20 protein-coding genes are annotated in these 21,822 nt (G+C 67.4%); 7 read left to right on the top strand and 13 right to left on the bottom strand.

Translation table 11 applies throughout. The features are described 5' to 3' along the window. Positions 1 to 5: 5 nt before the first annotated feature. The 7 genes from C5B91_RS04780 to C5B91_RS04810 form a co-directional block, all read right to left on the bottom strand. On the bottom strand, positions 6 to 1,244 hold the full coding sequence (locus C5B91_RS04780) for an MFS transporter (protein ID WP_115819159.1): 1,239 nt from the start codon (positions 1,242 to 1,244) through the stop codon (positions 6 to 8). 66 nt (positions 1,245 to 1,310) lie between these two features. Continuing rightward, positions 1,311 to 2,201, bottom strand: a complete 891-nt coding sequence (locus tag C5B91_RS04785) for a DUF58 domain-containing protein (RefSeq protein ID WP_008092978.1) — start codon at positions 2,199 to 2,201, stop codon at positions 1,311 to 1,313. 7 nt (positions 2,202 to 2,208) lie between these two features. Further along, positions 2,209 to 3,225: a MoxR family ATPase gene (locus C5B91_RS04790; protein ID WP_115819160.1), complete on the bottom strand. Its 1,017-nt coding sequence runs from the start codon at positions 3,223 to 3,225 to the stop codon at positions 2,209 to 2,211. Next, positions 3,218 to 4,054, bottom strand: a complete 837-nt coding sequence (locus C5B91_RS04795; protein WP_115819161.1) for a hypothetical protein — start codon at positions 4,052 to 4,054, stop codon at positions 3,218 to 3,220. The genes C5B91_RS04790 and C5B91_RS04795 overlap by 8 nt, the downstream gene beginning before the upstream one ends. A 124-nt stretch (positions 4,055 to 4,178) precedes the next feature. Continuing rightward, complete coding sequence (locus C5B91_RS04800; protein WP_008092984.1) at positions 4,179 to 4,802, bottom strand: hypothetical protein; 624 nt, start codon at positions 4,800 to 4,802, stop codon at positions 4,179 to 4,181. Next, positions 4,799 to 7,255: a VWA domain-containing protein gene (locus tag C5B91_RS04805; RefSeq protein ID WP_115819162.1), complete on the bottom strand. Its 2,457-nt coding sequence runs from the start codon at positions 7,253 to 7,255 to the stop codon at positions 4,799 to 4,801. Before C5B91_RS04805 ends, C5B91_RS04800 begins: the two co-directional genes overlap by 4 nt. After that, complete coding sequence (locus tag C5B91_RS04810; RefSeq protein WP_115819163.1) at positions 7,255 to 9,051, bottom strand: BatA and WFA domain-containing protein; 1,797 nt, start codon at positions 9,049 to 9,051, stop codon at positions 7,255 to 7,257. Before C5B91_RS04810 ends, C5B91_RS04805 begins: the two co-directional genes overlap by 1 nt. A gap of 230 nt (positions 9,052 to 9,281) precedes the next feature. Here C5B91_RS04810 and nhaC point away from each other — a divergent pair, with 230 nt between their 5' ends. Beyond that, positions 9,282 to 10,739, top strand: coding sequence for a Na+/H+ antiporter NhaC (nhaC, locus tag C5B91_RS04815; protein WP_008092990.1), 1,458 nt, complete (start codon positions 9,282 to 9,284; stop codon positions 10,737 to 10,739). Positions 10,740 to 10,782: 43 nt separating this feature from the next. On the opposite strand, the gene C5B91_RS04820 is transcribed toward nhaC, so the two are convergent. Both C5B91_RS04820 and C5B91_RS04825 read right to left on the bottom strand, forming a co-directional pair. Continuing rightward, positions 10,783 to 11,412 carry a PH domain-containing protein gene (locus tag C5B91_RS04820; protein WP_049968384.1) on the bottom strand — a complete coding sequence of 210 codons (630 nt, stop codon included), beginning with the start codon at positions 11,410 to 11,412 and terminating at the stop codon, positions 10,783 to 10,785. After that, the gene (locus C5B91_RS04825; RefSeq protein WP_049968628.1) at positions 11,409 to 12,038 is read right to left on the bottom strand and encodes a PH domain-containing protein; all 630 of its coding nucleotides are present in this window, start codon (positions 12,036 to 12,038) and stop codon (positions 11,409 to 11,411) included. The genes C5B91_RS04820 and C5B91_RS04825 overlap by 4 nt, the downstream gene beginning before the upstream one ends. A gap of 139 nt (positions 12,039 to 12,177) precedes the next feature. Between C5B91_RS04825 and C5B91_RS04830 the strand changes: the two genes are divergently transcribed. The 5 genes from C5B91_RS04830 (at position 12,178) to C5B91_RS04850 (ending at position 17,366) form a co-directional block, all read left to right on the top strand. After that, on the top strand, positions 12,178 to 12,663 hold the full coding sequence (locus tag C5B91_RS04830; protein WP_004977292.1) for an Lrp/AsnC family transcriptional regulator: 486 nt from the start codon (positions 12,178 to 12,180) through the stop codon (positions 12,661 to 12,663). Continuing rightward, positions 12,660 to 13,811: a pyridoxal phosphate-dependent aminotransferase gene (locus tag C5B91_RS04835; RefSeq protein ID WP_008092998.1), complete on the top strand. Its 1,152-nt coding sequence runs from the start codon at positions 12,660 to 12,662 to the stop codon at positions 13,809 to 13,811. The genes C5B91_RS04830 and C5B91_RS04835 overlap by 4 nt, the downstream gene beginning before the upstream one ends. 120 nt (positions 13,812 to 13,931) lie before the next feature. Continuing rightward, positions 13,932 to 14,357: a universal stress protein gene (locus tag C5B91_RS04840; protein WP_004977289.1), complete on the top strand. Its 426-nt coding sequence runs from the start codon at positions 13,932 to 13,934 to the stop codon at positions 14,355 to 14,357. A gap of 139 nt (positions 14,358 to 14,496) precedes the next feature. After that, entirely contained in the window at positions 14,497 to 15,213 is a 717-nt protein-coding gene (locus C5B91_RS04845; protein WP_008093002.1) for a hypothetical protein, read from the top strand. 134 nt (positions 15,214 to 15,347) lie between these two features. Continuing rightward, entirely contained in the window at positions 15,348 to 17,366 is a 2,019-nt protein-coding gene (locus C5B91_RS04850; protein WP_008093004.1) for a hypothetical protein, read from the top strand. Here the strand turns inward: C5B91_RS04850 and C5B91_RS22310 are convergent, their stop codons facing one another. The 4 genes from C5B91_RS22310 to guaB form a co-directional block, all read right to left on the bottom strand. Then, positions 17,367 to 17,507: a hypothetical protein gene (locus C5B91_RS22310; protein WP_008093006.1), complete on the bottom strand. Its 141-nt coding sequence runs from the start codon at positions 17,505 to 17,507 to the stop codon at positions 17,367 to 17,369. It abuts the gene before it with no gap. A gap of 180 nt (positions 17,508 to 17,687) precedes the next feature. Then, the gene (locus tag C5B91_RS04855) at positions 17,688 to 18,278 is read right to left on the bottom strand and encodes a HalX domain-containing protein (RefSeq protein ID WP_004977278.1); all 591 of its coding nucleotides are present in this window, start codon (positions 18,276 to 18,278) and stop codon (positions 17,688 to 17,690) included. A 153-nt stretch (positions 18,279 to 18,431) separates the two neighbouring features. Continuing rightward, positions 18,432 to 19,520, bottom strand: a complete 1,089-nt coding sequence (locus tag C5B91_RS04860) for a TrmB family transcriptional regulator (RefSeq protein WP_049968385.1) — start codon at positions 19,518 to 19,520, stop codon at positions 18,432 to 18,434. 189 nt (positions 19,521 to 19,709) lie between these two features. Then, entirely contained in the window at positions 19,710 to 21,206 is a 1,497-nt protein-coding gene (gene guaB, locus C5B91_RS04865) for an IMP dehydrogenase (protein ID WP_115819164.1), read from the bottom strand. 394 nt (positions 21,207 to 21,600) lie between these two features. Here guaB and C5B91_RS04870 point away from each other — a divergent pair, with 394 nt between their 5' ends. Next, positions 21,601 to 21,798: a hypothetical protein gene (locus C5B91_RS04870; RefSeq protein ID WP_081909200.1), complete on the top strand. Its 198-nt coding sequence runs from the start codon at positions 21,601 to 21,603 to the stop codon at positions 21,796 to 21,798. Positions 21,799 to 21,822 lie beyond the last annotated feature (24 nt).

A 21,822-nucleotide genomic window follows, 5' to 3' on the forward strand; every position in this document is an offset into this window, starting at 1 on the left:
CGCCGTCAGTCGCTCGGGGCCGCCTGCGGCCGCCGCGCCGACCCGTCGACCCGGCCGAGGAGCCACCGGGTCAGCCCGAACGAGAGCAGGCCGAGGACCGCCACGACGCCGAAGGTGACGCGCACGCCGGCGAGGTCGATGAGCGCCCCGAACGCCGGGGGCGCGACGGCCCCGCCGAGCGAGATGCCGATGGTGACGACGGCGAAGTTCTTGCCGAGGTCGGCGCGCTCCGAGAGGCGGTCCGCGAGGGTCGACCGCGCCGGCCGGGAGACGCTGATGGTCCCGCTGAAGGGGAGAATCAACACGACGAGCGCGAGCGGGAGCGACCCGCTGGCCAAGAGCGCCGCCAGTCCGGCAAGCGCGGCGTAGCCGCCGAGGGCGACGGTTCCGGGGCCGACGCGGTCGGTGAGCGCGCCGCCGACGAGAATCGTCCCCGCGCCGACGACGAGCATCCCCGAGACGAGGAGGTTCGCCGTCCCCGGCGCGAGGTCGTAGCCGGCGGTGAGCAGTTGCGGCGAGTACGTCCGGATGCACCACGCGGCCGCCGAGGTGAGAAACGAGAGGAGCGCGAGGCCCATCAGCCCCGCCGACGAGAGGAGTGCCGACCCGCCCCGCCGAACTCCCGCGAGCGTGGGGCGAGACAACGGGCGGTCCTCCGCCGCCGGCTTCTTGATTCGCTCGGGGAAGCCGCGGGCGACTGGGAGCGCGACGAGCGCGAACGCCGCGCCGAAGACGGCGATGGCCGCGACGGTCCAGCGCCAGCCGAGCCCGAGCGCGCCGACGCCGGCCGCGATGGCGTACGAGACGGCGAAGCCGAGCGACCCGCCGAGGGCGTGCAGCGAGTACGCCCGCCCGCGGTTCGTCTCCGAGGAGGCGGTCGCCAAAAGCGGGTAGTGCGCGGGGTGGTGGCCCGCGATGCCGACGCCGAGGAGCGCCTGCGAGGCGAGGAGCCACCGGTACGAGGGCGCGAGCGCGGTCGCGACGATTCCCACCGCGCCGACGACGAGCGAGACAGCGAGGACGAGCGTCCGACTCCGCGCGTCCGAGAGGTAGCCGAAGGGGAGTTGCAGGAGCGTCACGACCCCGCCCTGAACGCCGATGGCGAGGCCGACGGCGGCGATACTCACGCCGAAGTCGTCGGCGACGAGGCCGATGACGGGCGCGAGCGCGACGAGGTAGGCGTGGTTGACGACGTGCGAGCCCGCGACGAGGCCGACCACGCGCCGCTCCTGTGTCTCCGTCACACCGGCCAATGGGGGGTGATTCGTGAAAAGCCCGCGGTCCGCGGCGATGTTGGTCCCGGTGTCGGATTAGCCGCGACCGCGACGTTCCCCGCCGAGGCGCGCGCCGAGCCAGAGGTCGGCGAACGTGTCGAAGAAGTCCGCACCGGTGTCGACGAGTTCGCGCTCGATGCCGAGCGCCTGACACCGCTCGTCCACCGCCGCGAGATGCGATTGGAGTCGGTCCGTGTACTGCCGCGCCGCCGACCCGCCGAAGTAGGTCCGGCGGGTCGCCTCGGACTCGGGGTCCTCGAAGATGGCGTCGCCCGTCGCCTCCGGGCCGAGTTCCTCGGGGGTGAGCACCTGCGCGACGAGCACGTCGTTTCGCGCGAGCGCGGCGAGGCCGGAAGCGACGTCGTCGGGGTCGAAAAGCAGGTCGCTCACGACCACCACGAGCGACCGCGAGCGGATGGTCTCGGCGTAGGTCGAGAGCGCGGCCGTGATGTCGCCGTCGCCGCCGGGCGTCGTCTCGTTGAGACGCTCGACGAGCCGAAGCACCTCGCCGCGGCTCGACGCGTCGGTGTCGATGCGGTCGGGCAGGTCGCCGAGGAGCGAAAAGCGGAAGTCGTTGTTCTCCTCGGCGGTGAGGTGGCAAAAGCCGAGGCCGAGCTTCGCGCCGTACTCGAACTTGTTCGTGTCGCCCTCACCGAAGTCCATCGAGGCCGAGGCGTCGAGGAGGACGTGGACCGTCAGGTTCCGCTCGGCCTCGAACCGCTTGATGAACAGCTCTTCGGTCCGGGCGTACACCTTCCAGTCGATGAGCCGCGGGTCGTCGCCGGCGGCGTACCGCCGGTGGTCGCTGAAGGTGAGCCCCTCGCCCACGTCCGGCGACTCTTGGTCGCCCTGCCGTCGGGCGTTCGAGACGCGCTTCAGCGAGGTGTCGAAGCGGTCGAGTTCGTCGAGGAAGCCGGGGTCTATCATCGGTTCGTCACTCGTTCAACAGCCGCGCAATCACGTCGTCGGGGTCGAGCCCCTCGCGCTCCGCCCGGAAGTCGAGGATGATGCGGTGTCTGATGACCGGCGGGGCCATCTCGACCACGTCCTCCCACGAGACGTGGGTGCGCCCGTGGACGAACGCCCGCGCCTTCGCGGCGAGGACGAGCGCCATGCTCGCGCGGGGGCTCGCGCCGAACTCGACCTGCTCGTCTTCGCGGGTCTTGCGGACCAGTTCGATGGTCCGGTCGCGGATGTCGTCGGAGATGGGGACCTGCCGCACGAGCCGTTGGGCCGCCAGCAGGTGGGTCCGCGGCAGGACGCGCTCGACTTCGGGCGACGCGCCGCCCTCGGCGTACTGCTTGACGATGGACCGCTCCTCATCGAACTCGGGGTAACCGACGAGAATCTTCATCAGGAAGCGGTCGGTCTGCGCCTCGGGGAGCGGGTAGGTGCCGCCCTGGTCGATGGGGTTCTGCGTCGCGAGGACGAAGAACGGGTCCGGAAGCTCGTAGGTCTCGCCCGCGGCGGTCACCTGCTTTTCCTGCATGGCTTCGAGGAGCGCGGCCTGCGTCTTCGGCGTCGCCCGGTTTATCTCGTCGGCGAGGACGACGTTGGCGAAGATTGGCCCGCGCTCGAACACGAAGTCCCGACCGTCCGGCGTCTCGCGGATGATTTCGGTGCCCGTGATGTCCGAGGGCATCAGGTCGGGCGTGTTCTGCACCCGCGAGAACTGCAGGTCCGTCGCGTCCGAGAGGGCGCGCACGAGCGTCGTCTTCCCCAGTCCGGGGTTCGATTCGAGCAGCGCGTTGCCGTCGCAGAGGACGCAGACGAGGAGTCGTTCGACCACGTCGTGCTGGCCGATGATGCGCTTTCCGACCTCGTCTTTGACCGCCGCGACGCTCGCCTGGAGGTCCTCGATGCTGAGGTCGTCGTCTGTTTCGACCGCGATATCGTCTTCGGCCGCGGTCTGCTGTCCGTCGTCTCCGAGCCAGTCTCGTTTGTCACTCATCTTCGTTCTCTCGTATCTTCAGGGTGTAGTCGCGAATCAGGTCGGCCTCTTCGAGCGTGTCGTCGGCGAGGTAGCCGGCGCGCTGGCTCTCGACGGCGCTGTCGCCGCCGTAACCGGTCGAGTCGTAAGCCGCGGCCGACGACTCTGGTCCGTCGCCGCTCCCGCCGGTCCCGGCGACGGTAGCGTTCAACTGCTCCGAGCCGGCGTCCACGTCCTCGGGGTCGCCGAGAATCGAGCTCCCGTTCTGGAGCCCCGTCTCCTCGTCGGGTTGGTCGAGGCTGTCGCCCGCCGGCCCGCCGTCGCCGGCGAGCCCCTCGAACTGGATGTCCGAGACGGCGACTTGGATGCTCCCCGCCGAGAGGAGCAAGGCGACGAGCAGCGCGCCGACGATGCGGCGGGTCGGCAGGAGCTCCACCGACGACGACTCCCGCAAGCGGGACAGCACGTCGTCGTAGAGCGCGACCGACATGCGCGAGTCGCGGTTCGGGTTCCCCTCGTCGGCGACGAGGTCGCGGGCGGTCCGGAGCGCCTCGGCGACCGAGGGATTCACCGCCTCGAACTGCTCGACCGGCGGTACCCGCATCAGGATGAGGTACTCCGCGACACCGACGAGGAGGCCCACCGCGAGGGCGATTGGGACGGCGACGTGAACCGAGACGGCCGGGTCGACCCGCGGGAGGAAGCCGAGCGACACCGACGACTGGACGGGCAACGCGACCACTCGGAACGCGATGTTCGCCAACAGCGTCGCGACCGCGGCGTCGACGACGCTGGAGACGACGGCGGCCTTCACCGCCTCGCGGCGGACCTCGCTGACGGCGTCGGCCATCGCCTCGTGGCGGGTCGCTCCCGATTCCGAGGCGGCGGCCGTGTCTGGTGCGTCGGACGCGTCGGGTGCGTCGGAAGCATCAGGAACGTCGCTGCCGTCGGTGCCCGGTTCGGGCGGAGGTGATTCAGACACCGCTGCACACCGCCGGTTCGTTGCCGTCTTCGAACTCGGAACAGGCCCGCCGGAGGTCGGCTTCGAGTTCGTCGACCCGGTCTTCGAGGTCGTCGATGTCGGACTGGAGCGTCTCTATCTGGGTCTCCAGTTCGGCGTTCGTCTCCTCCAGTTCCTCGTTATCCGTTTCGAGGTCGTCTATCTGGTTTTCGAGCCGGTTGCGCTGTTCTTCGAGTTCGTCGAGCGTCGCCGTGAGTTCGCTGATACGGTTGCGGGCGTCTCGGAGATTGCTTTCGGTCTCCTGGAGTTCGTTCCGGGTCGACGACAGCTCGCTTTGGGTCGATTCGAGCTGTGACTCCGTGTCTTCGAGATTGTTCGCGACCTGCGAGACGTCGCCGCGGGTGCGTTCGAGACTGCTGTTCAGCTCCTGTAGCTCCGCCCGCGTCGCCGACAAGTTTTGTCGAGTTTGCGAGAGGTCCTGTTCCAGCGCCTCGTTTCGCTCGCGCAGTTGCTCGTTTTGCTGGTCGAGCGAATCGACCGAGTACTGGTAGAACATCGTCGCGCCGACGGTTCCGGCGGTGAGGAGGACGACGACGAGGACGAGACCGAGATTCAGGGACCGACCCAGGGAACTCATATCAGACCACCTTCACTTTGCGTTCGACCCCGATACACTTGAAGACGCCGGACGAGCACCTCGGCGAGGTAGAGGAGGAACGCGGCGGCGACGAACGCGGCCGCCCAGTCGTCGCGGACGGGTTGGACGCCAGCGGCGTTGTCGCGAGCGGAGGCGGCGATTTCGGTCGCGTCTTCGGGGTCGTACATCGTCCCACCGCTGTCGGAGACGGCGGCTTCGAGCGCGGCCGACCGACCGAACCCGGCGTACTCGGCGGGGTAGTTCACCGCGAAGGCGGTGTCGAGCACGTTCCGGTAGCCCGTCTCCGTGGGGACGACCGTCGCCTCGTAGACCCCGGAATCGACCGCCGAGAAGGACAGCCCCTCGACGCCCCGCGGGCGCTCGCCGCCGCGGTAGACGACGGTCGTCGGCTGGTCGACGCGGGTGTCCGCCACCTCGGCGACGCCGGTCGCCTTCCGCTCCGGGTCGCCGATGACGTAGTTCGTGGACTTCGTGAGCAGGAGCGAGTCGGGGCTCTGGAGCAGGCCGTCGAGCGTGCCGTCGCCCGCGTACGTGGTGATGGTGGCGACGCGGCCGAGACCGTAGCGCCACGAGGCGACTGCGGGGGTCCCGTCGTCGGCCGCGACGAGGAAGTTCGCGCCGCTCCTGACCGACACGTCGTTGACGCTGCCGGGGTTCGCGGTCAGTTCGACGCCGGCGGTGACGAAGTCGTTCTGGTCGACGACCGTGAGGCCGTCGCCGGCGTACTGGCGGTTCGACCCGCCGAAGAGGATGCGGAGTCGGTCGGTCTCGTCGGCCCTGAGGTAGTTCCCCCCGGACGCCCGCGCGATGGTTCGGAGGGTCTGTTCGTTCGGGCTCGGCCCGGTCCCGATGGTGATGACGCGGACCCCATCACGGCCGAGTTGGTCCGCGACCCTCGCGGCGTCCTGGAACCGGTCGTGTCCGTCGCTGATGAGGATAATCGTCCCGCGCCTGTCGCCGAGTTGCTGGGCCGCGCCCTCGAGGCCGACGGAGATGTCGGTCGCGCCGCCGGACTGGAGCCGGCGGATGAGGTCGGCTGTCGACTCGCGGTTCGGCCCGAGCGGGCGGAGCGGCGAGACCTCGTAGGCGCGGTAGTTGAAGCCGACGATGCCGACCTGATTCTCGTCGCCGAGTTGGTCGAGCGCGTCGAGCGCGACCGACTTCTGGACGCGCATGCCGCTTTCGGCGCTGCCGGACACGTCGATGGCGAAGACGAGGTTCGTCTGCTGGGACGTGCCCTCGCCGGTCGTGACCGGAAGCATCGACGCGAGGCTCGACCCGTCGTAGCCGCCGTTTTCGAACGAGTTCCGCCCGCCGACGGTCAGGAGACCACCCCCGTCGATGACGAACCGCTGGAGCGAGTCGGTGTTGCCAACGTCCTCGGCGCGGATGTCCTGCAAGACGACGGCGTGGTACGACGAGAGGTCCGCGGGGACGGTCTCGGCGGTCTCCACGTCGTACAGCTCCGAGAGGTAGTCGCGGAACGGGTAGTCCCCCCGGGAGACGTACAGCACCCGCGGCGGCTCGACCACGCGGACCGTCTTGCGGAACACGTCGTTCGTCTGGAAGCGGTCGTCGCTCTCGATGCGAGCGGTGACGCGGTGGGTCCCGGTGGTCTCGAACGTCTGGGAGAACTCGACGCCGCCGGTGGTGTTGACCACCTCGCGGGCGACTTCCTCGCCGTCGACATCCACGACGAGTTCGACGGTCGCGCCCTCGGCGCCCTCGGGAACGACCCCGTCGACCTGCGCGAGGAACGCGTTCTCGACGCCGACGCTGGTCTTCGACGGGCCGCTGACGGTGACGTAGTGTTCGGCCTCGGTCGGTTCGAGCGCGACCGCGCTCACGGTCGCGTTGAGGTCGCGGGCGAGCGTCGTCGCGGACGCGAGACTCCGCCCCGAGGTGACCCGCCCGTCCGAGACGAGGACGACCGTCCCGTCCGGTCTGAGGTTGGCCGCGACGGCGTCGCCGATGGGCGACTCCTCGCCGCGGGCGACCGTCGAGGTCGTGACGGGGACGCCCTCCGCTTCGATGTCCGCCGCGAGCTGCGACGCCACGTCCTCGGTGACGGCCGCGCTGTCGGAGTCGTCGACGAGGAGCGTCACCTGCGGGTCGCCGTCGGTCATCCGGGTCGTGATAGTGTACGGCCCCGCAGCCGCGACGACCAAGAGAACGACGACGAGGAACCGGGACGCGAACAGGAGTCGCCGGGAGCGCCCGCCGGCCGTCCCGTCGGCCCCGCGGAAGATGAGCGCCCACGCGAGGAGCGCGGCCACGGGGAGCGCGACGAGGAACAGGGGGCGCTGGATACCGAGCGTCCGTCCGGCGGCCTCGACCGTCCACGCGAGGGGCGTCGTCGCGGCGGCGGGAGTCGTGGCGGCGACGGCGTCGAGCGCTGTCAGCGCGGCCGACGCCGAGCCGAACGCCGCCATCAGAGGTCACCCCGCCGGCGCAGGTAGGCCAATTCGAGCATCGTCGCCGCGAGCGCGACTAACGCGGCCCACTCGGTGAGCGGGTCGGGAACACTCCGTTCTTCGACCCGCGTCGGGTAGTCCGAGGGGGCCGACTCGCCATCCAGCGGCGCGGCGACCACGTCGGACTCGGCCTCGCTAAGGAGCGACGCCGCGAACCGCTCGTCGCCGACGCGGTAGAAGCCGGCGTCGGCGAGGCGGACCTCCGGGCCGGTCGCCTCGCCCGCGGGCGTCTCGACGGTCTGGTTCGCGCCCGCCGCGAGCGACCCGCCGGTCGCCCGGTTCAGCTCGGAGAGCGTCGAGCGCCCGGCGAGGTAGAACACCGAGCGCTTCCAGAACACGGGGTACTGGTAGTTGTACTTGAACGCCGAGCTGTCCTCCATGAAGCCGTAGTAGAGGACGCGGCCGCCCCCGCGGCGCTCGACGGCGACGAGCGAGGTGCCGCCGGTCGTGGTCACGAGCGACTGACCCGACCGGAGGTCGCCGGCAACGTACTCGGTCGGCGGCGGGAAGGTGATGTCGCGGGTTATCTCGTGGCTCTCGACGGTCCCGATGGTCGGGTTCGTCTCGATGCTCGCCTGCGAGACGAGCTGCAGGTCGCCGTAGTTCGGCGACTCCTCTTGTGCCTGAATCGCCACGCCGCCGCCGTCGGCGACGACCTCGCGGCCGGCCTCGACGTTGCCCGAGAGCAGGCGACCGGGGTTGACGTTGCTGTAGATGACCACGTCGTAGTTCGTCGAGACCGCCGTCGGCGGGTTGTCAACGGTCAGCGACACCTCGGGGATGACCGACAGCGCGGTCGTCAGGTAGCGGTTCTCGTCGTTCGTGAGGACGAGCACGTCCACCGAGGCGTCCTCGGGGGCCGCGACGTACAGCGCGTCGTCGGTCGGGAAGGCGTCGCCCGGCGAGAGTTCGGCGCGTCCGCCGCCCGCGGGGACCGGAAGCGTCGCGGTCGTCACGTCGCCGGAGTCCATCCGGACCTCCCGTGTGACGCCGGCGAGAGAGAGCGTCCGAGTCGCCGCCGAGTCGCCGTAGTTCTTCACTGTCACGGTGACGTTCGTGCCCGAGAAGCGCCGGTCGACGATGCCGACGTTGCCCTGTCCGCCGCCCGCGAACTGCCGGAGTTCGACCACGAGGCCGCGGGCGCGGGCCTCGCGGACCGCGTCGCTCCACGGCGAGTCGTCGGCGAAGTCGCTCAGAACGACGACACGGGCGTCCTCGCCGGCGATGGAGGCGGCGGCGGTAATCGCGGAGCGGAGGTCGCCGGGTGCCGCGCTCGCGCGCAGGCCGTCGAGGGCGGCGCGGGCGTCGGTCGCGCTCCCCCGGCGGAGCACCACGTTCGCGTTCGACCCCGCCGCGACGACTGAGGTCGTGCCGGAGATCTCGTCTCGCGCCGCCGCGAGGGCGCTGTCGAATCGAGTCCCGCCGCCGTCGCGGACGCCCATGCTCGCGCTCGTGTCCACGACGAGGACGGTCTCTTGGACCGTCTCCGACTCGGGAACCATCACGTACGGCGTCGCCAGCGAGCCGACGAGCGCGACGAGCGCGAGCAGCTGGATGAGGAGGAGCAGGCTCCGGAGCAGGCGGTCGAAGATCGGGTTCGACGCGTTTCGTCCCGCCGAGTCCGCGAGGAACCGGAAGGTCGGGAGGGTGCGCCGGACCGGCTCCGGCCGCAGCAGATAGAGGATGACGAGGGGGACCGCCCCCAAGAGGGCGATCAACCCGAGGGGAAACAAGAAGAACTCGTCGAGGGCCATGCCCGACCCGTGGCGCGCCTCCGGTATGGCTGTTTCCCTATTTGTTGACACGTTCCGAAATATCGACCTATCGGAATACGTGACTGTTCGGAGCGACCGCCCGCGGCGACTCGCCCTCAGGATTACTGTCGGGAATTATATTGTCAAACGAAAGTACGTCATTGCATAACAATGCACTTTAAGCATAACACGACACAATTTTATGCTCTGAAGTTATTTGTCGAGCTACGATGGGAACTGATAGGTACACACCGCGGTCGTACGACGACATCGCCCCGGAGCAGCGCCCGACGCTGAAACAGGCACTCGTTCCGGTGCTCGGACTCGTCGCCTTCCTCGGTCTCGGGTCGGCGTGGTTGGGACTCGACCCGCACATCCCGCTCATCTGGAGTATCGCGCTGGTCGGCCTCCTCGGACGGTTCGTCTGGGGCTACACCTGGGAGGACCTCTACGAGGGCATCGAACGCAGCCTGGCGATGGGGCTACAGGCGATTCTCATCCTGTTTGTCATCTACGGCGTCGTCTCGACGTGGGTCGCCGCGGGGACGATTCCGGCGCTGATGTACTACGGTCTCGACCTGCTGTCGCCGCAGGTGTTCCTACCCGCCACGGCGCTCCTCGTCGGCATCGCCACCTTCGCCATCGGCTCGTCGTGGACCGCGGTCGGCACGCTCGGCGTCGCCTTCATCGGCATCGGCTCCGGGCTCGGCGTCCCCGAGCCCATGACGGCCGGCGCGATTCTCTCCGGCGCGTACGCGGGTGACAAGCAGTCGCCGCTGTCCGACACGACGAACCTCGCAGCCGCCGTCACGAACACCGACCTCTACGACCACATCCGCGCGATGCGAAGCGGGACGGCCGTCGCGTTCGGCCTCTCGCTCGTCGGCTTCGTCCTCCTCAGCCTCGGCATCACCGGCGCGATTCCGGCCGGCCAAATCGCCGAGATTCAGACCGCCCTCGCCTCCTCGTACGACATCACGCTCCTCGCGTTCCTGCCGCTCGCGGTCACGTTCGGCCTCGCCGCGGCGGGCTACCCCGCGCTGACGGTCCTCCTCGCGGGCGCGTTCGCCGGCGCGTTCACGAGCATCCTCGTGCAGGGCGCGTCGTTCGTCACGGCGTGGCAGACGTTCATGAGCGGCACCGGCCCCGAAACCGGCTCCGAACTCGTCAACAGCCTGCTCGCCTCCGGCGGCGTCTCCGGCTCCGCGTGGACTATCGCCGTCGTCGTCGCGGCGCTGACGCTCGGCGGCCTGCTCGAACAGACCGGCGTGCTCGCCGTCCTCGCCCACCGCCTCCAGCGCGGTATTCGGAGCCCGCGCCTGCTCGTCGCCTCCACCGGCGTCTCGGCGATGCTGACCAACGCGCTCACCGCCCAGCAGTACATGAGCATCGTCGTCCCCGGCATGACGCTCCGCGACACCTACGACGAGTTCGGCCTCGACAGTTCGGACCTCTCGCAAGCCATCGAGTCCGCCGGGACCCCGACCGGTGCGCTCCTCCCGTGGCACGCCGGCGGCGCGTACATGGCCGGCGTCCTCGGCGTCTCGACCCTCCAGTACGCCCCGTACTACATGTTCGGCTACCTCTCGCCGCTCGTGTTGTTCGCCTTCGTCCTCGCGGGCGTCGGCTTCTCGGGGAACGGCACGGCACAGCCCGGTCCCGCCGCTCCGGCGGCGGACGACGACTGACGCACGGAAACCCGCGCCGCGAACCGAAAACTACCGTTTTTCCTTACCGCTCTACCGCCGCCCTGAGCGCCCGCACCTCGTCGCGGACGGCGACCCACTGCTCGACCGTGCCGGGGAGTTCGTCGCCATCGCGGTCGTCCCGACCCTCGATTCGGTCGCGGACGGCACCGGGGTCGTCAACGTCCTCGAAGCGGATTGCGCCGCCGCCCGCGGCCTCGACCGAGACGGTCCCGTAGCCGAACAGCGACCCCGCGACGCCCTGCGAGAGCGCGCTGTTCTGGACGCGGTCGAGGGAGACGCGCTGGACGGTCCGAGAGAGGACGCCCGACTTCCGGTAGAGCGCCCTGTCGGTGACGACAAAGCGCGTGTTGGTGACGCGGAGGTACGACCACGCCGGCAGGAGGGGTCCGACGAGGGCCACGAGTGCGAGCGCCGGCGCGTCGTTCACGACGGCCACGGCGACGGCCACGACGGCGATTGCGCCCCCGACGACCGCGGCGGGAATGACGGTCTGTATCCGCGGGCGACCCGCCCAGCGGACGGTCTCGTCGTCGCCGCGGGCCAGCCAGTCGTCGATGGCCGCGGCGGTCGCAGAATCGGCGTCGCCGGCCGCCGAGTCAGTCGCGGCGCGCTCGGACGGCGAGTCCGCGGGGCTCGAATCGCCGCCCGTCATCGCTCGTCGGTCGTCGCGTCGAACTCGAAGTCGCTCGGTTCGAGCGCGTCGGCCGACGCGCCGGAGGCGGACTCGGTTCCGTCCCCGTCGGGACTGTCGTCGCCCGCGGCGACCCCTTCGTCGCCTTCGACGGCCCGCCGAATCGCGCGGAGTTCGGTCAGGATGTCGTCGAGGACGGCGGCCTTCCCCTCGGCGTCGGTCTCCGGCCCGGCCCGGCGCTTGATTCGCTCGTTGATGAGCGTCTGGAGCGACTGCGGGTCGGCGACGTTCTGGAAACTCATCTCGATGCCGCTCCCGCCGGCGGTGCTGATGTTGACGGAGCCGTAGCCGAACTGCGCGCCGAGGAACGTCTGGCTGTAGGAGGTGTCTTGGACCTTGTCGAACTCGATGCGTTGGACGCTCCGAGAGAGGACGCCCGACTTCCGGTAGAGCGCGTCGGACGTGACGACGTAGTTCGTGTTCTTGTGCGAGAGGTACGACCCGACGAGAAGCGGGATGCCCACGAGGACGAGCGAGAGCGGGACGCCGACGATGAAGGAGGGCACGAGGCTGTAGGGATGCGGGGTGTCGGCCCAGAGCACCGCTTCGTCGTCGTCGAGGGTGAGCCAATCGAACTCGGTGTTCATGGCGGACACGTTTCCGCCGGCGGCGGAATAGTGTTCCGCCGGACGGGTCGGCGACGACGACCGTCGCATGACACTGTGTGACACGACAATTCCGCCCGGTTGGGCAAACCATTTTACGGATGCCTGCAACGGACTGTCCATGGACAAGCAGTCACTGCTCGACTTGCTGCGTCACGACGCTCGCGAGAGCGTAGATGACATCGCCCGCCAGCTGGGCGCAGACGCCGAAGCAGTGGCAGCAGCGCTCGAGGAACTCGAAGAAGACGGGGTCATCCGCGGCTACCAGGCGGTCGTCGACTGGAACAACGTCGACGAGGAACACGTCCGGGCGCAGGTCGAAGTCGACGTCGAACTCGACCGCGAGACGGGCTACGAGGAGATCGCCCGCCGCATCGCGCGGTTCCCCGAAGTCGCCACGCTGCGACTCGTCTCCGGCGACTACGACTTCTTCATCGAGGTCGAGGGCGCGTCGATGCACGCCGTCTCGAACTTCGTCTCCGAGCGCATCGCCCCCATCCCCGAGGTCACGAAGACGGTCACGCACTTCGTGATGGACTCCTACAAGGAGGAGGGCATCGAACTCGGCGACGGCGACGACGACGACCGGCTCTCAGTGTCGCCATGACGCTCGGCGACCAGCTTTCGGACCGCGTCAAACAGGTGCCGCCGTCGGGGATTCGGAAGTTCTTCGAACTCGCCGAGGAGGTCGACGACGTCATCTCCCTCGGCGTCGGCGAACCCGACTTCTCCGCGCCGTGGGCCGCCCGGACCGCCGCCATCGACTCGCTCGAACGCGGCAAGACCTCCTACACGTCGAACCGCGGGATGCGCGAACTCCGCGAGGCCATCTCGGAGCGCGTCACCCGCTATGGCCAAGAGTACGACCCCGAAGACGAGATTATCGTCACGACGGGTGCGAGCGAGGCCGTCGACCTCGCGTTCCGTGCGTTCGTCGACCCCGGCGACGTGGTGGCGATTCCCCAGCCGTCGTACATCTCGTACACGCCGGGAGCCATCTTCGCCGGCGGCGAACCGCTGCCGGTACCGACTCGCGCGGAAGACGAGTTCACGCTCACCCCCGAGGCGCTCGAAGCCGCCGGGGCCGACGAGGCCGACGTGCTGGTGCTCTGCTACCCGAACAACCCGACCGGCGCGGTGATGTCCGACGACGAACTCGCCGACGTGGCCTCGTTCGTCAGGGACCACGACCTCGTCGTGCTCTCCGACGAAATCTACTCCGACCTCCGGTACGAGGACGACCACGCCTCCATCGCCACCCATCCCGGGATGCGCGAGCGGACCATCGTGTTCAACGGCTTCTCGAAGGCCTACGCGATGACGGGGCTGCGGCTCGGCTACGCCATGGGGCCGCCCGGAGCCATCGACGCGATGAACAAGGTCCACCAGTACGCGATGCTTTCGGCGCCCACGACGGCGCAGTACGCGGCGCTCGAAGCGCTGCGGTCGTGCGACGACTCCGTCGACGAGATGCGCCGCGAGTACGACCGCCGCCGGCGGTTCGTCCTCGCCCGCTTCGAGGAGATGGGACTCGACTGCTTCGAGGCGAAAGGCGCGTTCTACGTCTTCCCCGAGGCCCCCGACGGCGACGACGAGGCGTTCGCCGAGGGCCTCCTCGAAGAGCAGAACGTCGCGCTCGTTCCGGGGAGCGTCTTCGGCGAGGGCGGCGAGGGCCACCTTCGAGTCTCTTATGCGACGGGGATGCGCGAACTCCGCGAGGCGATGGACCGTATCGAGGCGTACGTCAGCGACTGAGACGTCCTGCCCCGCCCCGGCCGTCAGCCCCGACCTGCTGGTAACTCCGTTTCTTGACCGAACGAGCGGCGCACCGGTGTGTGCGAAGGATTCACACAGATAGGGCGCGTACATCCAGCGATGTACGACGAAATCCTGCTCCCCGTCGACGGGAGTCCGGCGGCCGAACAGGCGATACCGCACGTGTTCGACCTCGCGGAGCGGTACGACGCGACGGTACACGTGTTGTTCGTCGTGAACACGACGCGGGACAACGCGGGTATCATCGGCGGGACGGTCCTCGAAACGCTGGAGCAGGAGGGCCAACGCGTCGTCGACGAGGTCGTCGAACGCGGCGAGAGCCGCGGCATCGAGACGGTCGGGGCCGTGCGGCGGGGCGCGCCCCACGAGACCATCCTCGACTACGCGACGGAACACGGCGCGGAGGTCATCGCGATGGCGACGCACGGCCGGACGGGCGTCGAACGCGTGCTCCTCGGGAGCGTCACCGAGCGCGTCGTCCGGACCGCGCCGGTGCCCGTGCTGACCGTCCGGGCGACGGGGTAATCTGACCCGCCGTCTCGGGCGGTCGAAACGGCCGAACACGCCCCAATCAGAGTTCACCATCAATAATGACACATGGTGACACATTTCGAGAGACCAACACGCAAAGTATTATTAAATATGGTTTCCTCGTGCAACACGAATGGTTTCGGGAGGTGACACGGACATCGCCGTGACGGAGGACACGTCCACGTTCCAACTCGGGCTGGACGACCTCAAGCGACGAGGGAGCGCACTCCTCGTCGTCGGGTCGGTTCCGACGGAACTCTACTCACGCGCGTCCAAGCAGATGCTCGGCGCTCCCGACGAGCCGCGACGCCGCCTGTTAGTTCTCAACGACTCGACGCCGCTCGACACCCGCCTCGACACGGACATCCAACGCTCGAAGGAGTGGACCCGCGTGGTGCGGTACTCGACGCTCGAACGGAGCGCAGCGGCGTCATCGTCACCGTCGGCCGCCGTCCCGACTGCGGTCGAGACCTGCGAACGCCGGGTGAGCGGTGGCCTCGGCCAACTCGGCGCGGAACTCGCGACCGACGTGACCGAGTTCGACAGCCTCGCCGGGGGGCTCTCTCCGGCCGAACTCCGCGTCGCGTTCGACTGTCTGCCGTCGCTCCTCTCGCGGTACGAGCGGGACCACGTGTTTCGGTTTCTCCACGTCATGACGTCTCACGTCCGCGCGCGAAACGGGATGGTCCACGTCTGGTCTCCCGGCGGCCGCGAGGACGAGATCAATCGGATGCTCGAACCGCTGTTCGACGCCGTCGTCGAACTCGACGTCGAGGGCGCGGAGGTCCGCCAACGCTGGCACCTCCGGCGGAAGGGGGTCTCGTCCGGCTGGTTTCCCTTGGAGCCGTGACGTCCTCGCGACCAATACGTTTTTTACCCTAATCGTGTCACATAGACTCAATGGAATCGTCCGGGCAGGGCAAGCGGGCTGACGCGTCTTCCACGCTGGAAGTCGGCTTTTCGCTCCCTTCGGAAGGCGCGGGGTTGGTCGTTCGGGATAACGTCGAACGCCACCAGTTCATGCTTCGCACGCCGTCGCCTGTCGCGCCCGAACCGGCCGACCGGCGTCGGTTCTCGCTCCCGACGGACGCGGCGGTCCGCATCGAGACCGACCGTATCGGGTTGGCGGCGAACACGGTCGTCTGCGTCCGCGACGAGGCGGGGTCGATGCTCGCGCAGGTCGACCAGCAGGGACACGAGGAACTCGACGCGGCAACCTACAGCATCGAACTCTTCGGTGCGGTCAAGACGTACCTCCGAGTCGAGGGACCGCTGACCGTCGACGCGAAGCCGCTCGAAACCGTCCTCTCGTTCGAGGAGCCGCAGACGGTGTACGTCGGTGCGCGGTCGTCGCACGAGAGCCCCGCGACGACGGTCACGACGACCGACGACCCGCTGGACGTGATGGAGGCCGTCTCGGCGTTCAGCTCCGCGCTCAAGACCACGAGCGTCGAGCGGTCGTACCCCACGCTCCGAGGTCACCCGCCGCTTCTCGAGTTGGGCGACGAACTCGACATCCCGGAGGGGATTCACGTCCCCGAGACCGGCGTCCGAATCGAACTCCCGCCGACGCTGAGTCACATCTTCGTGGCGACGCCGCTGGCGTACTATCTCGGCGCGAGGCTCGTCCCCGGTGACGCCCCCCGACTCGTCGCCGAAGACGGGTTCGTCCACGACTTCGACGGCCCCCACGGATTCGAGGAGTCGGTCGCGCGAGCACTCAAACGGACGTTCTTCCTCGACTGCGTCGTTCGGACGGAGGGCATCTACGACGTGCCGCTCCACGAGCGCCAGACGGTCGAGTCGCGGACGGACATCGACGTCGAGCGGCTGTACGACGCGTCGCTCGGCGAGCAGCTCTCGGCGTACTTCGAGATACCCTACGAGCACATCGCCGACCTCGTTCCGGAGTGGAAGCTGACGACGCACGTCGCGCCGCAGACCGACAACATCGAACTCCTGCCGTTCATCACGAACGACCTCGCGGTCGTCAGAACGCCGACGGGGACCGAAGTCCCCCACTCGGAGGTGCAAGCCGCCGTCGTCAACGATTTCCTCCGCGACGACATCGTCAGGAGCGCGGGCGCGACGACCCCGAACGAGACGTACGTCAAGCCCAGTTCGACCGACTCGGTCGAGCAGGCGTGGATAAGCGACGGAACGCCGGTCGGCGCGAGCAAGACCACTCCCGCCGCCTACCGGAACCGGCTTCAGCGCAAGCCGACGCAGGGGGACATCGGTATCACGGTCGTCTGCAACGACCCCGAGATGCTCGCAGAAACGGACATCGTCGACGACGTCTACGGCTCGCGCGACGGGCTGTCGTTCGACGTCGACGCCCACTACGACCTCAGCCGGGCGGAGCTTCGAGAGATACTCGCCGAGCCGACGGACTTCCTCCACTACATCGGCCACATCGACGACGACGGCTTCCAGTGTCGCGACGGCAGGGTCGACGCCGAGACGCTCGACCACGTCGGGACGGGGGCGTTCTTCCTCAACGCCTGCCAGTCGTACGACCAGGGGCTCGCGCTCGTCGAGGCCGGCGCTATCGGCGGCATCGTCACGTTCAGCGAGGTCATCAACAGTCAGGCGGTCGGCGTGGGGCGCACGCTGGCCCGACTGCTTAACGGGGGATTCCCGCTGCAGGCGTCCCTCGACGTGGTCCGAACCGACAGCGACATCGCCCACCAGTACGGCGTGGTCGGGGACGGAGGGCTATCGGTCGTTCAGACCGAAAGTGGTGTCGCCGTACTCTGTGAGGTCGCACAGCTGTCAGACGACGAGTACAGTCTCTCGTACAACTCGTATCCAACGTCTCGATGCGGGCCCGGGTCGCTTATCATTCCCGCCCTACCCGAGACGAACGAATACTATCTCTCCTCGCAGGGCCTCTCCGACATCAGGCTCACGGAGGCGGAGCTTCGAAACTTCCTCGCGTTAGAACAGATTCCGGTCGTCTACGACGATACGGTCTACTGGGACTGCGAATTCCTCTCGTGATTACGGGCCGTAGATGACTCCGGTGTTGCCGGCTGCCACGCTTCCCGCCTGTGAGAGCAGGAGCGTGAGCGTGAACAGGACGCCCATCATGCGGGGGTTCTGACGGAGGTACGCGACCATCTGGTTGCTGTCGTCGGACATGTGCACTTACCCCAAGGAGCGAGCGCGAAATATAATTTTTCGTGTATATCTGATATGAAAATAACTTAATTAAGTGAACACGTGTCGCAAGTAATCGTCGAGGTCGCAAACGGCGCTGTAGGCGCGCGAAAGCGGGAAAGAGAGGTGAAAGGGGTCGGCGACCGGAACGCCCGCACCCGATTAGGAGCTGTCGATGTCGACTTCGCCGCCGATGTCTCGGTAGACTGCGGAGATTCCCTCGGTCTCGTCGAGTTGGCCGAGCGTCTCGTCGAGTTCGCGCCGGAGTTCGGTCAACCGGGCGGTGAGCTGTTGATACTCTTCGTTTTCTTCGAGCGCCGCTTCGTCCTTTTCGGACTCTAAGAGCGCCTTCTTCGACGCGAGGGAAAACAGGTCCTGAATCCCTACGTCGTAAGCGTTTCGCAGGATGAGGTTAGAGACGGTGTCAGTCAGCGCTTCGCGCGAGACGGGCTTGACGAGGTAGTCGTCGAAGCCCATGGCGATGATATCGAAGTCGGGCTCGACCGCGGTCACCATCGCGACGCGGCACTCGAAGCCACGGTCCCGAATCTCCGAGAGCGCTTCGTCGCCCGAGAGGTCGGGCATTCGACGGTCGAGGAGAACAACGTCAACCTCGTCGTCGAGCTTATCGAGCGCTTCGCGGCCGCCGTAGGCGACACGAACGCTGTAGTCGTTCCTAAGCCAGGTTGCGTACAGATCGGCGAGGTCAGGCTCATCTTCAACGATGAGCACCAGTGGCTGTTCTGCGCTCATTGGTAGTGTAGGGGTGTTCCGGGGACGCTCACGAAACTCAATGTCGTGCAGTGGTATATCAAAATACCTCTTGTCTAACGCCGTCCGAAACTGCGCTTGTGCGCACTAATTGCCCCCCGGAGTTGTTATACATTCCGGCGAATCGAACAGATTTCACCTGTCAGATGTCTCTGAGATCTCCTCGACGGTGATTCGGTTCGCCTCGACATCCTCCAAGACCGCGCCCCACCCGCCGACGGTGTAGGTCCCCTCGTCGGTCTCGACGGTCAGACAGACCTGTCCCGCGAGTTCGGAAAACGACAGCGTGTCGGTCGGCGCGGAGACCGCCGTGTAGTACACGTCGGTTACTTCGCCGGTGAACTCTATCGGGTCGCGCTTGTCGGTCTCGTAGCCCTTGATGTGGGTGATGATACGTTTCCCGTCGCGGATGAGCGGCTCCGTGTCCTGCACGAAATGTCTGATGTCTGAATACACGAACGGAGGTTCGTCCGTCTGTGCGTCGTAGACGACTTCCCAGACCTCCCACAGCGCCGTCTGGAAGTACCAGTGGAAGACGTACGCCAGCGTGTAGTCGTCGACGAGGACGCCGTACTGGTTCATGGAGCTGTCGTGCGGCGCGAAGCACGCGCCCGTCCGGTCCACGATAGCGACGAACGGCGTCGGGAGGGTGCGGTGTCTGACCTCCGTGGCGACCCCGTCGTACTCCTGTTCTGCGAGCGGTTCGAGTTCGTCGGTCCGTTCGGGATGCAACACGACCTTCACCAGCGCGCCGTTCTCGTACGCCTCCGAGAGCGCCGGCTTGAGTTCGTCGAACTGCTCAGGGGTGACGGACAGTTGCACCTCGCCGTCCGCCTCCCGAATCATCTCCTCTGCTCGGTTGAACACCGTCTCGAAGCGCTTGACGATGCTCAGCATGTGTCGGTCGACCGCGGGCTGCTGCCAGCGCGTCTCTATCTCGGAGGCGGCCTCGTCGAGTTGGACGGCGCGGCTCTTGAGGTCCTCCATCACCGACTTTGGGTCGCACGCCCGCGCGTGCAAACTGTCCTGTTCGTAGGTCTCGATGTAGCCTTTGGCCTCAAGGTCGCGGAGAACATCGTAGATACGGGCAGTCGGTACGGCGCAGGCGTCGGCGAGTTCGGTCGCACTCGCCGCGCCGAGTTGCAGAAGCGCGACGTAAGCCTCCGCTTGATACTGTGACAACCCGGCGTTCCGAAGTGCGGTCCGTAGCTCCGCGGTATCCATCGCTTGTAGAGGCACGACATACATCCGTATTAATTATCCCATGTCTTCGTCTCGTCCGCGTGACAGGAAGTGGCCGCAGACGACGTCGAAGCGTGCGGCGAGAGAAAGAACAGCGGAGCGGCGACCGGCAAAACGGGGCACGTCGGGGAATGATTCGGGCGCGACGAAACCGGGGAGCGGGAGAGCGCGTTACTCGCTCGGGCTGTAGTTCGGCGCTTCGTCGGTAATCATCACGTCGTGGGGGTGGCCTTCGGTCTGGCCGGCGGCGGAGACGCGGACGAAGCGGGCGCGCTCTTTGACCTCGGGAATGGTCTCGGCGCCGACGTAGCCCATGCCGGACTGCATGCCGCCGACGAGCTGGTGGAGCTCGGACGCGAGCGAGCCCTTGTACGGCGTCGCGGCCTCGACGCCCTCGGGGACGTACTCCTCGTCCTCGTTGTCCTCCTTGAGGTAGCGGTCGGCACCGCCGGACTGCATCGCGCCGACGGAGCCCATGCCGCGGTACTGCTTGTACTTCTTGCCGTTCATCGTGATGACGCGGCCGGGGGCCTCGTCGGTGCCGGCGAAGTAGGAACCGAGCATGACGGCGTCGGCTCCGGCGGCGACCGCCTTGATGGCGTCGCCGGAGTAGCGGATGCCGCCGTCGGCGATGACCGGGATATCGTACTCGGCGGCGACGTCGGCAACCTCCGCGACGGCCGAAATCTGGGGCATGCCGGAACCGGAGACGACGCGGGTCGTACAGATGGAACCGGGTCCGATGCCGACCTTGATTCCGTCCGCGAAGTCGACGAGTTCGGCCGCGGCCTCGCGCGTGCCGACGTTCCCGACGACGACGTCCGCCTCGACGGACTCCTTGATTTCGCGGGCGGTGTCGATGACGTTGAGGTTGTGCGCGTGGGCGCAGTCGATGAAGATGACGTCGACGCCGGCGTCGTCGGCCATCTGCGCGCGCTCGTCGTCGAACGGACCGACGGCGACGCCGCAGACGAGGCGACCGTCGTCGTCGCGGGCGGCGTTCTCGTGTTCGCGTCGCTGGAGGATGCCCTGCATCGTGACGAGGCCGACGAGGCGGCTGTTGTCGTCGACGATGGGGACGCGCTCAATCTTGTGGTCGTACATGAGTTCGAGCGCGTCGCGGGCGGTGACCTCGCGCTCGGCCGTGATGACCTCGTCAGTCATGGCCTCGCCGACCTCGTCGGACTCGCCGACTTCGAGGTACGGGCGGATGTCGGTGCCGGAGATGATGCCGAGGACCACGTCGTCGTCGTCGACGACGGGCGCGCCCGAGACGCCGGCGCGCTCCATCATCTCGTCGACCTCGCTGATGGTCTGGCCGGGGTTGGCCGTGACCACGTCTTCGCGGCGGATGACGAGTTCGTCGGCGCGCTTGACGCGCTCGATTTCGCGGACCATCTGCTCGGCGTTCATGTTGCGGTGGAGCACGCCGAGACCTCCCTCGCGGGCCATCCCGATAGCCATCCCGCTCTCGGTGACGGTGTCCATCGCCGCGGAGAGGATGGGAATGTTGAGTTCGACGTTCTTCGAGACGCGCGTCGACACGTCGGCGTCGTCGGGTTCGACGCGGCTCTCCATCGGGCGGAGCAGCACGTCGTCGAATGTGAGGGATTCGGGTACCCGTAGCTTCTCGGTGAAGGGTTCTCGGTCAGGAACGTCGTTCGCCATATCAAGCGTGGTTGCGGCGACGACAAAAGGGTTGCGAGATAGCACGGGCGTGTCGATGTATCGCAAACCAGTTCGGTGATATATGCACATTCATGAGTATTCTTCACATCGCCGGCGGACTGAGACGACCACCAGAACACGCGACGAGACCCGCGAGCGACGGACGCCGCGGCCGCGACTGCTCGGGGTGTTCGTCCCCTCGTCACGGTGTACCGAATCACAAGACCATCGTGAATAATCACCATATTCATGAACTTGTACCACAGTATCTTCGAGATATCAATCTATATCCGACGAATCTTCAGTCCTTTTTATAAGGTGGGCAGAGATGCCTATGGTCCATGCGGTCGTATCCCACACAACGTTTAATACTCCTGTCCTAATGTAATCTTGTATGGACTCCACGTGTCCCGCCGCATCGCGCATTGCCGGTCAAACGACCTCCGACTCCGGCATTCTCTTTACATCGATGTGGCAGACATTTAAACAGGAGTTCAATTTCGGACGAAATGGGCTTCGCGTGCAGAGCGCCAGCACGCCCCTGTCCGAATTGCGTTCGTATCGCCGCTTGGGCCATGGTGAAGGCCAGTAACATCGAATGAGTGTCTCACGCCAC

Origin of the sequence: Haloferax sp. Atlit-10N (genome assembly GCF_003586325.1) — an archaeon.
Classification (GTDB): Archaea; Halobacteriota; Halobacteria; order Halobacteriales; family Haloferacaceae; genus Haloferax; species Haloferax prahovense.

Bases quoted from the DNA above. Each gene is read 5' to 3' on its own strand.
- C5B91_RS04785 (WP_008092978.1), bottom strand. From the start codon at position 2,201: ATGATAGACCCCGGCTTCCTCGACGAACTCGACCGCTTCGACACCTCG.
- C5B91_RS04790 (WP_115819160.1), bottom strand. From the start codon at position 3,225: ATGAGTGACAAACGAGACTGGCTCGGAGACGACGGACAGCAGACCGCG.
- C5B91_RS04795 (WP_115819161.1), bottom strand. From the start codon at position 4,054: ATGGCCGACGCCGTCAGCGAGGTCCGCCGCGAGGCGGTGAAGGCCGCC.
- C5B91_RS04800 (WP_008092984.1), bottom strand. From the start codon at position 4,802: ATGAGTTCCCTGGGTCGGTCCCTGAATCTCGGTCTCGTCCTCGTCGTC.
- C5B91_RS04805 (WP_115819162.1), bottom strand. From the start codon at position 7,255: ATGGCGGCGTTCGGCTCGGCGTCGGCCGCGCTGACAGCGCTCGACGCC.
- C5B91_RS04810 (WP_115819163.1), bottom strand. From the start codon at position 9,051: ATGGCCCTCGACGAGTTCTTCTTGTTTCCCCTCGGGTTGATCGCCCTC.
- nhaC (WP_008092990.1), top strand. From the start codon at position 9,282: ATGGGAACTGATAGGTACACACCGCGGTCGTACGACGACATCGCCCCG.
- C5B91_RS04820 (WP_049968384.1), bottom strand. From the start codon at position 11,412: ATGACGGGCGGCGATTCGAGCCCCGCGGACTCGCCGTCCGAGCGCGCC.
- C5B91_RS04825 (WP_049968628.1), bottom strand. From the start codon at position 12,038: ATGAACACCGAGTTCGATTGGCTCACCCTCGACGACGACGAAGCGGTG.
- C5B91_RS04830 (WP_004977292.1), top strand. From the start codon at position 12,178: ATGGACAAGCAGTCACTGCTCGACTTGCTGCGTCACGACGCTCGCGAG.
- C5B91_RS04835 (WP_008092998.1), top strand. From the start codon at position 12,660: ATGACGCTCGGCGACCAGCTTTCGGACCGCGTCAAACAGGTGCCGCCG.
- C5B91_RS04840 (WP_004977289.1), top strand. From the start codon at position 13,932: ATGTACGACGAAATCCTGCTCCCCGTCGACGGGAGTCCGGCGGCCGAA.
- C5B91_RS04845 (WP_008093002.1), top strand. From the start codon at position 14,497: ATGGTTTCGGGAGGTGACACGGACATCGCCGTGACGGAGGACACGTCC.
- C5B91_RS22310 (WP_008093006.1), bottom strand. From the start codon at position 17,507: ATGTCCGACGACAGCAACCAGATGGTCGCGTACCTCCGTCAGAACCCC.
- C5B91_RS04855 (WP_004977278.1), bottom strand. From the start codon at position 18,278: ATGAGCGCAGAACAGCCACTGGTGCTCATCGTTGAAGATGAGCCTGAC.
- C5B91_RS04860 (WP_049968385.1), bottom strand. From the start codon at position 19,520: ATGGATACCGCGGAGCTACGGACCGCACTTCGGAACGCCGGGTTGTCA.
- guaB (WP_115819164.1), bottom strand. From the start codon at position 21,206: ATGGCGAACGACGTTCCTGACCGAGAACCCTTCACCGAGAAGCTACGG.
- C5B91_RS04870 (WP_081909200.1), top strand. From the start codon at position 21,601: ATGGACTCCACGTGTCCCGCCGCATCGCGCATTGCCGGTCAAACGACC.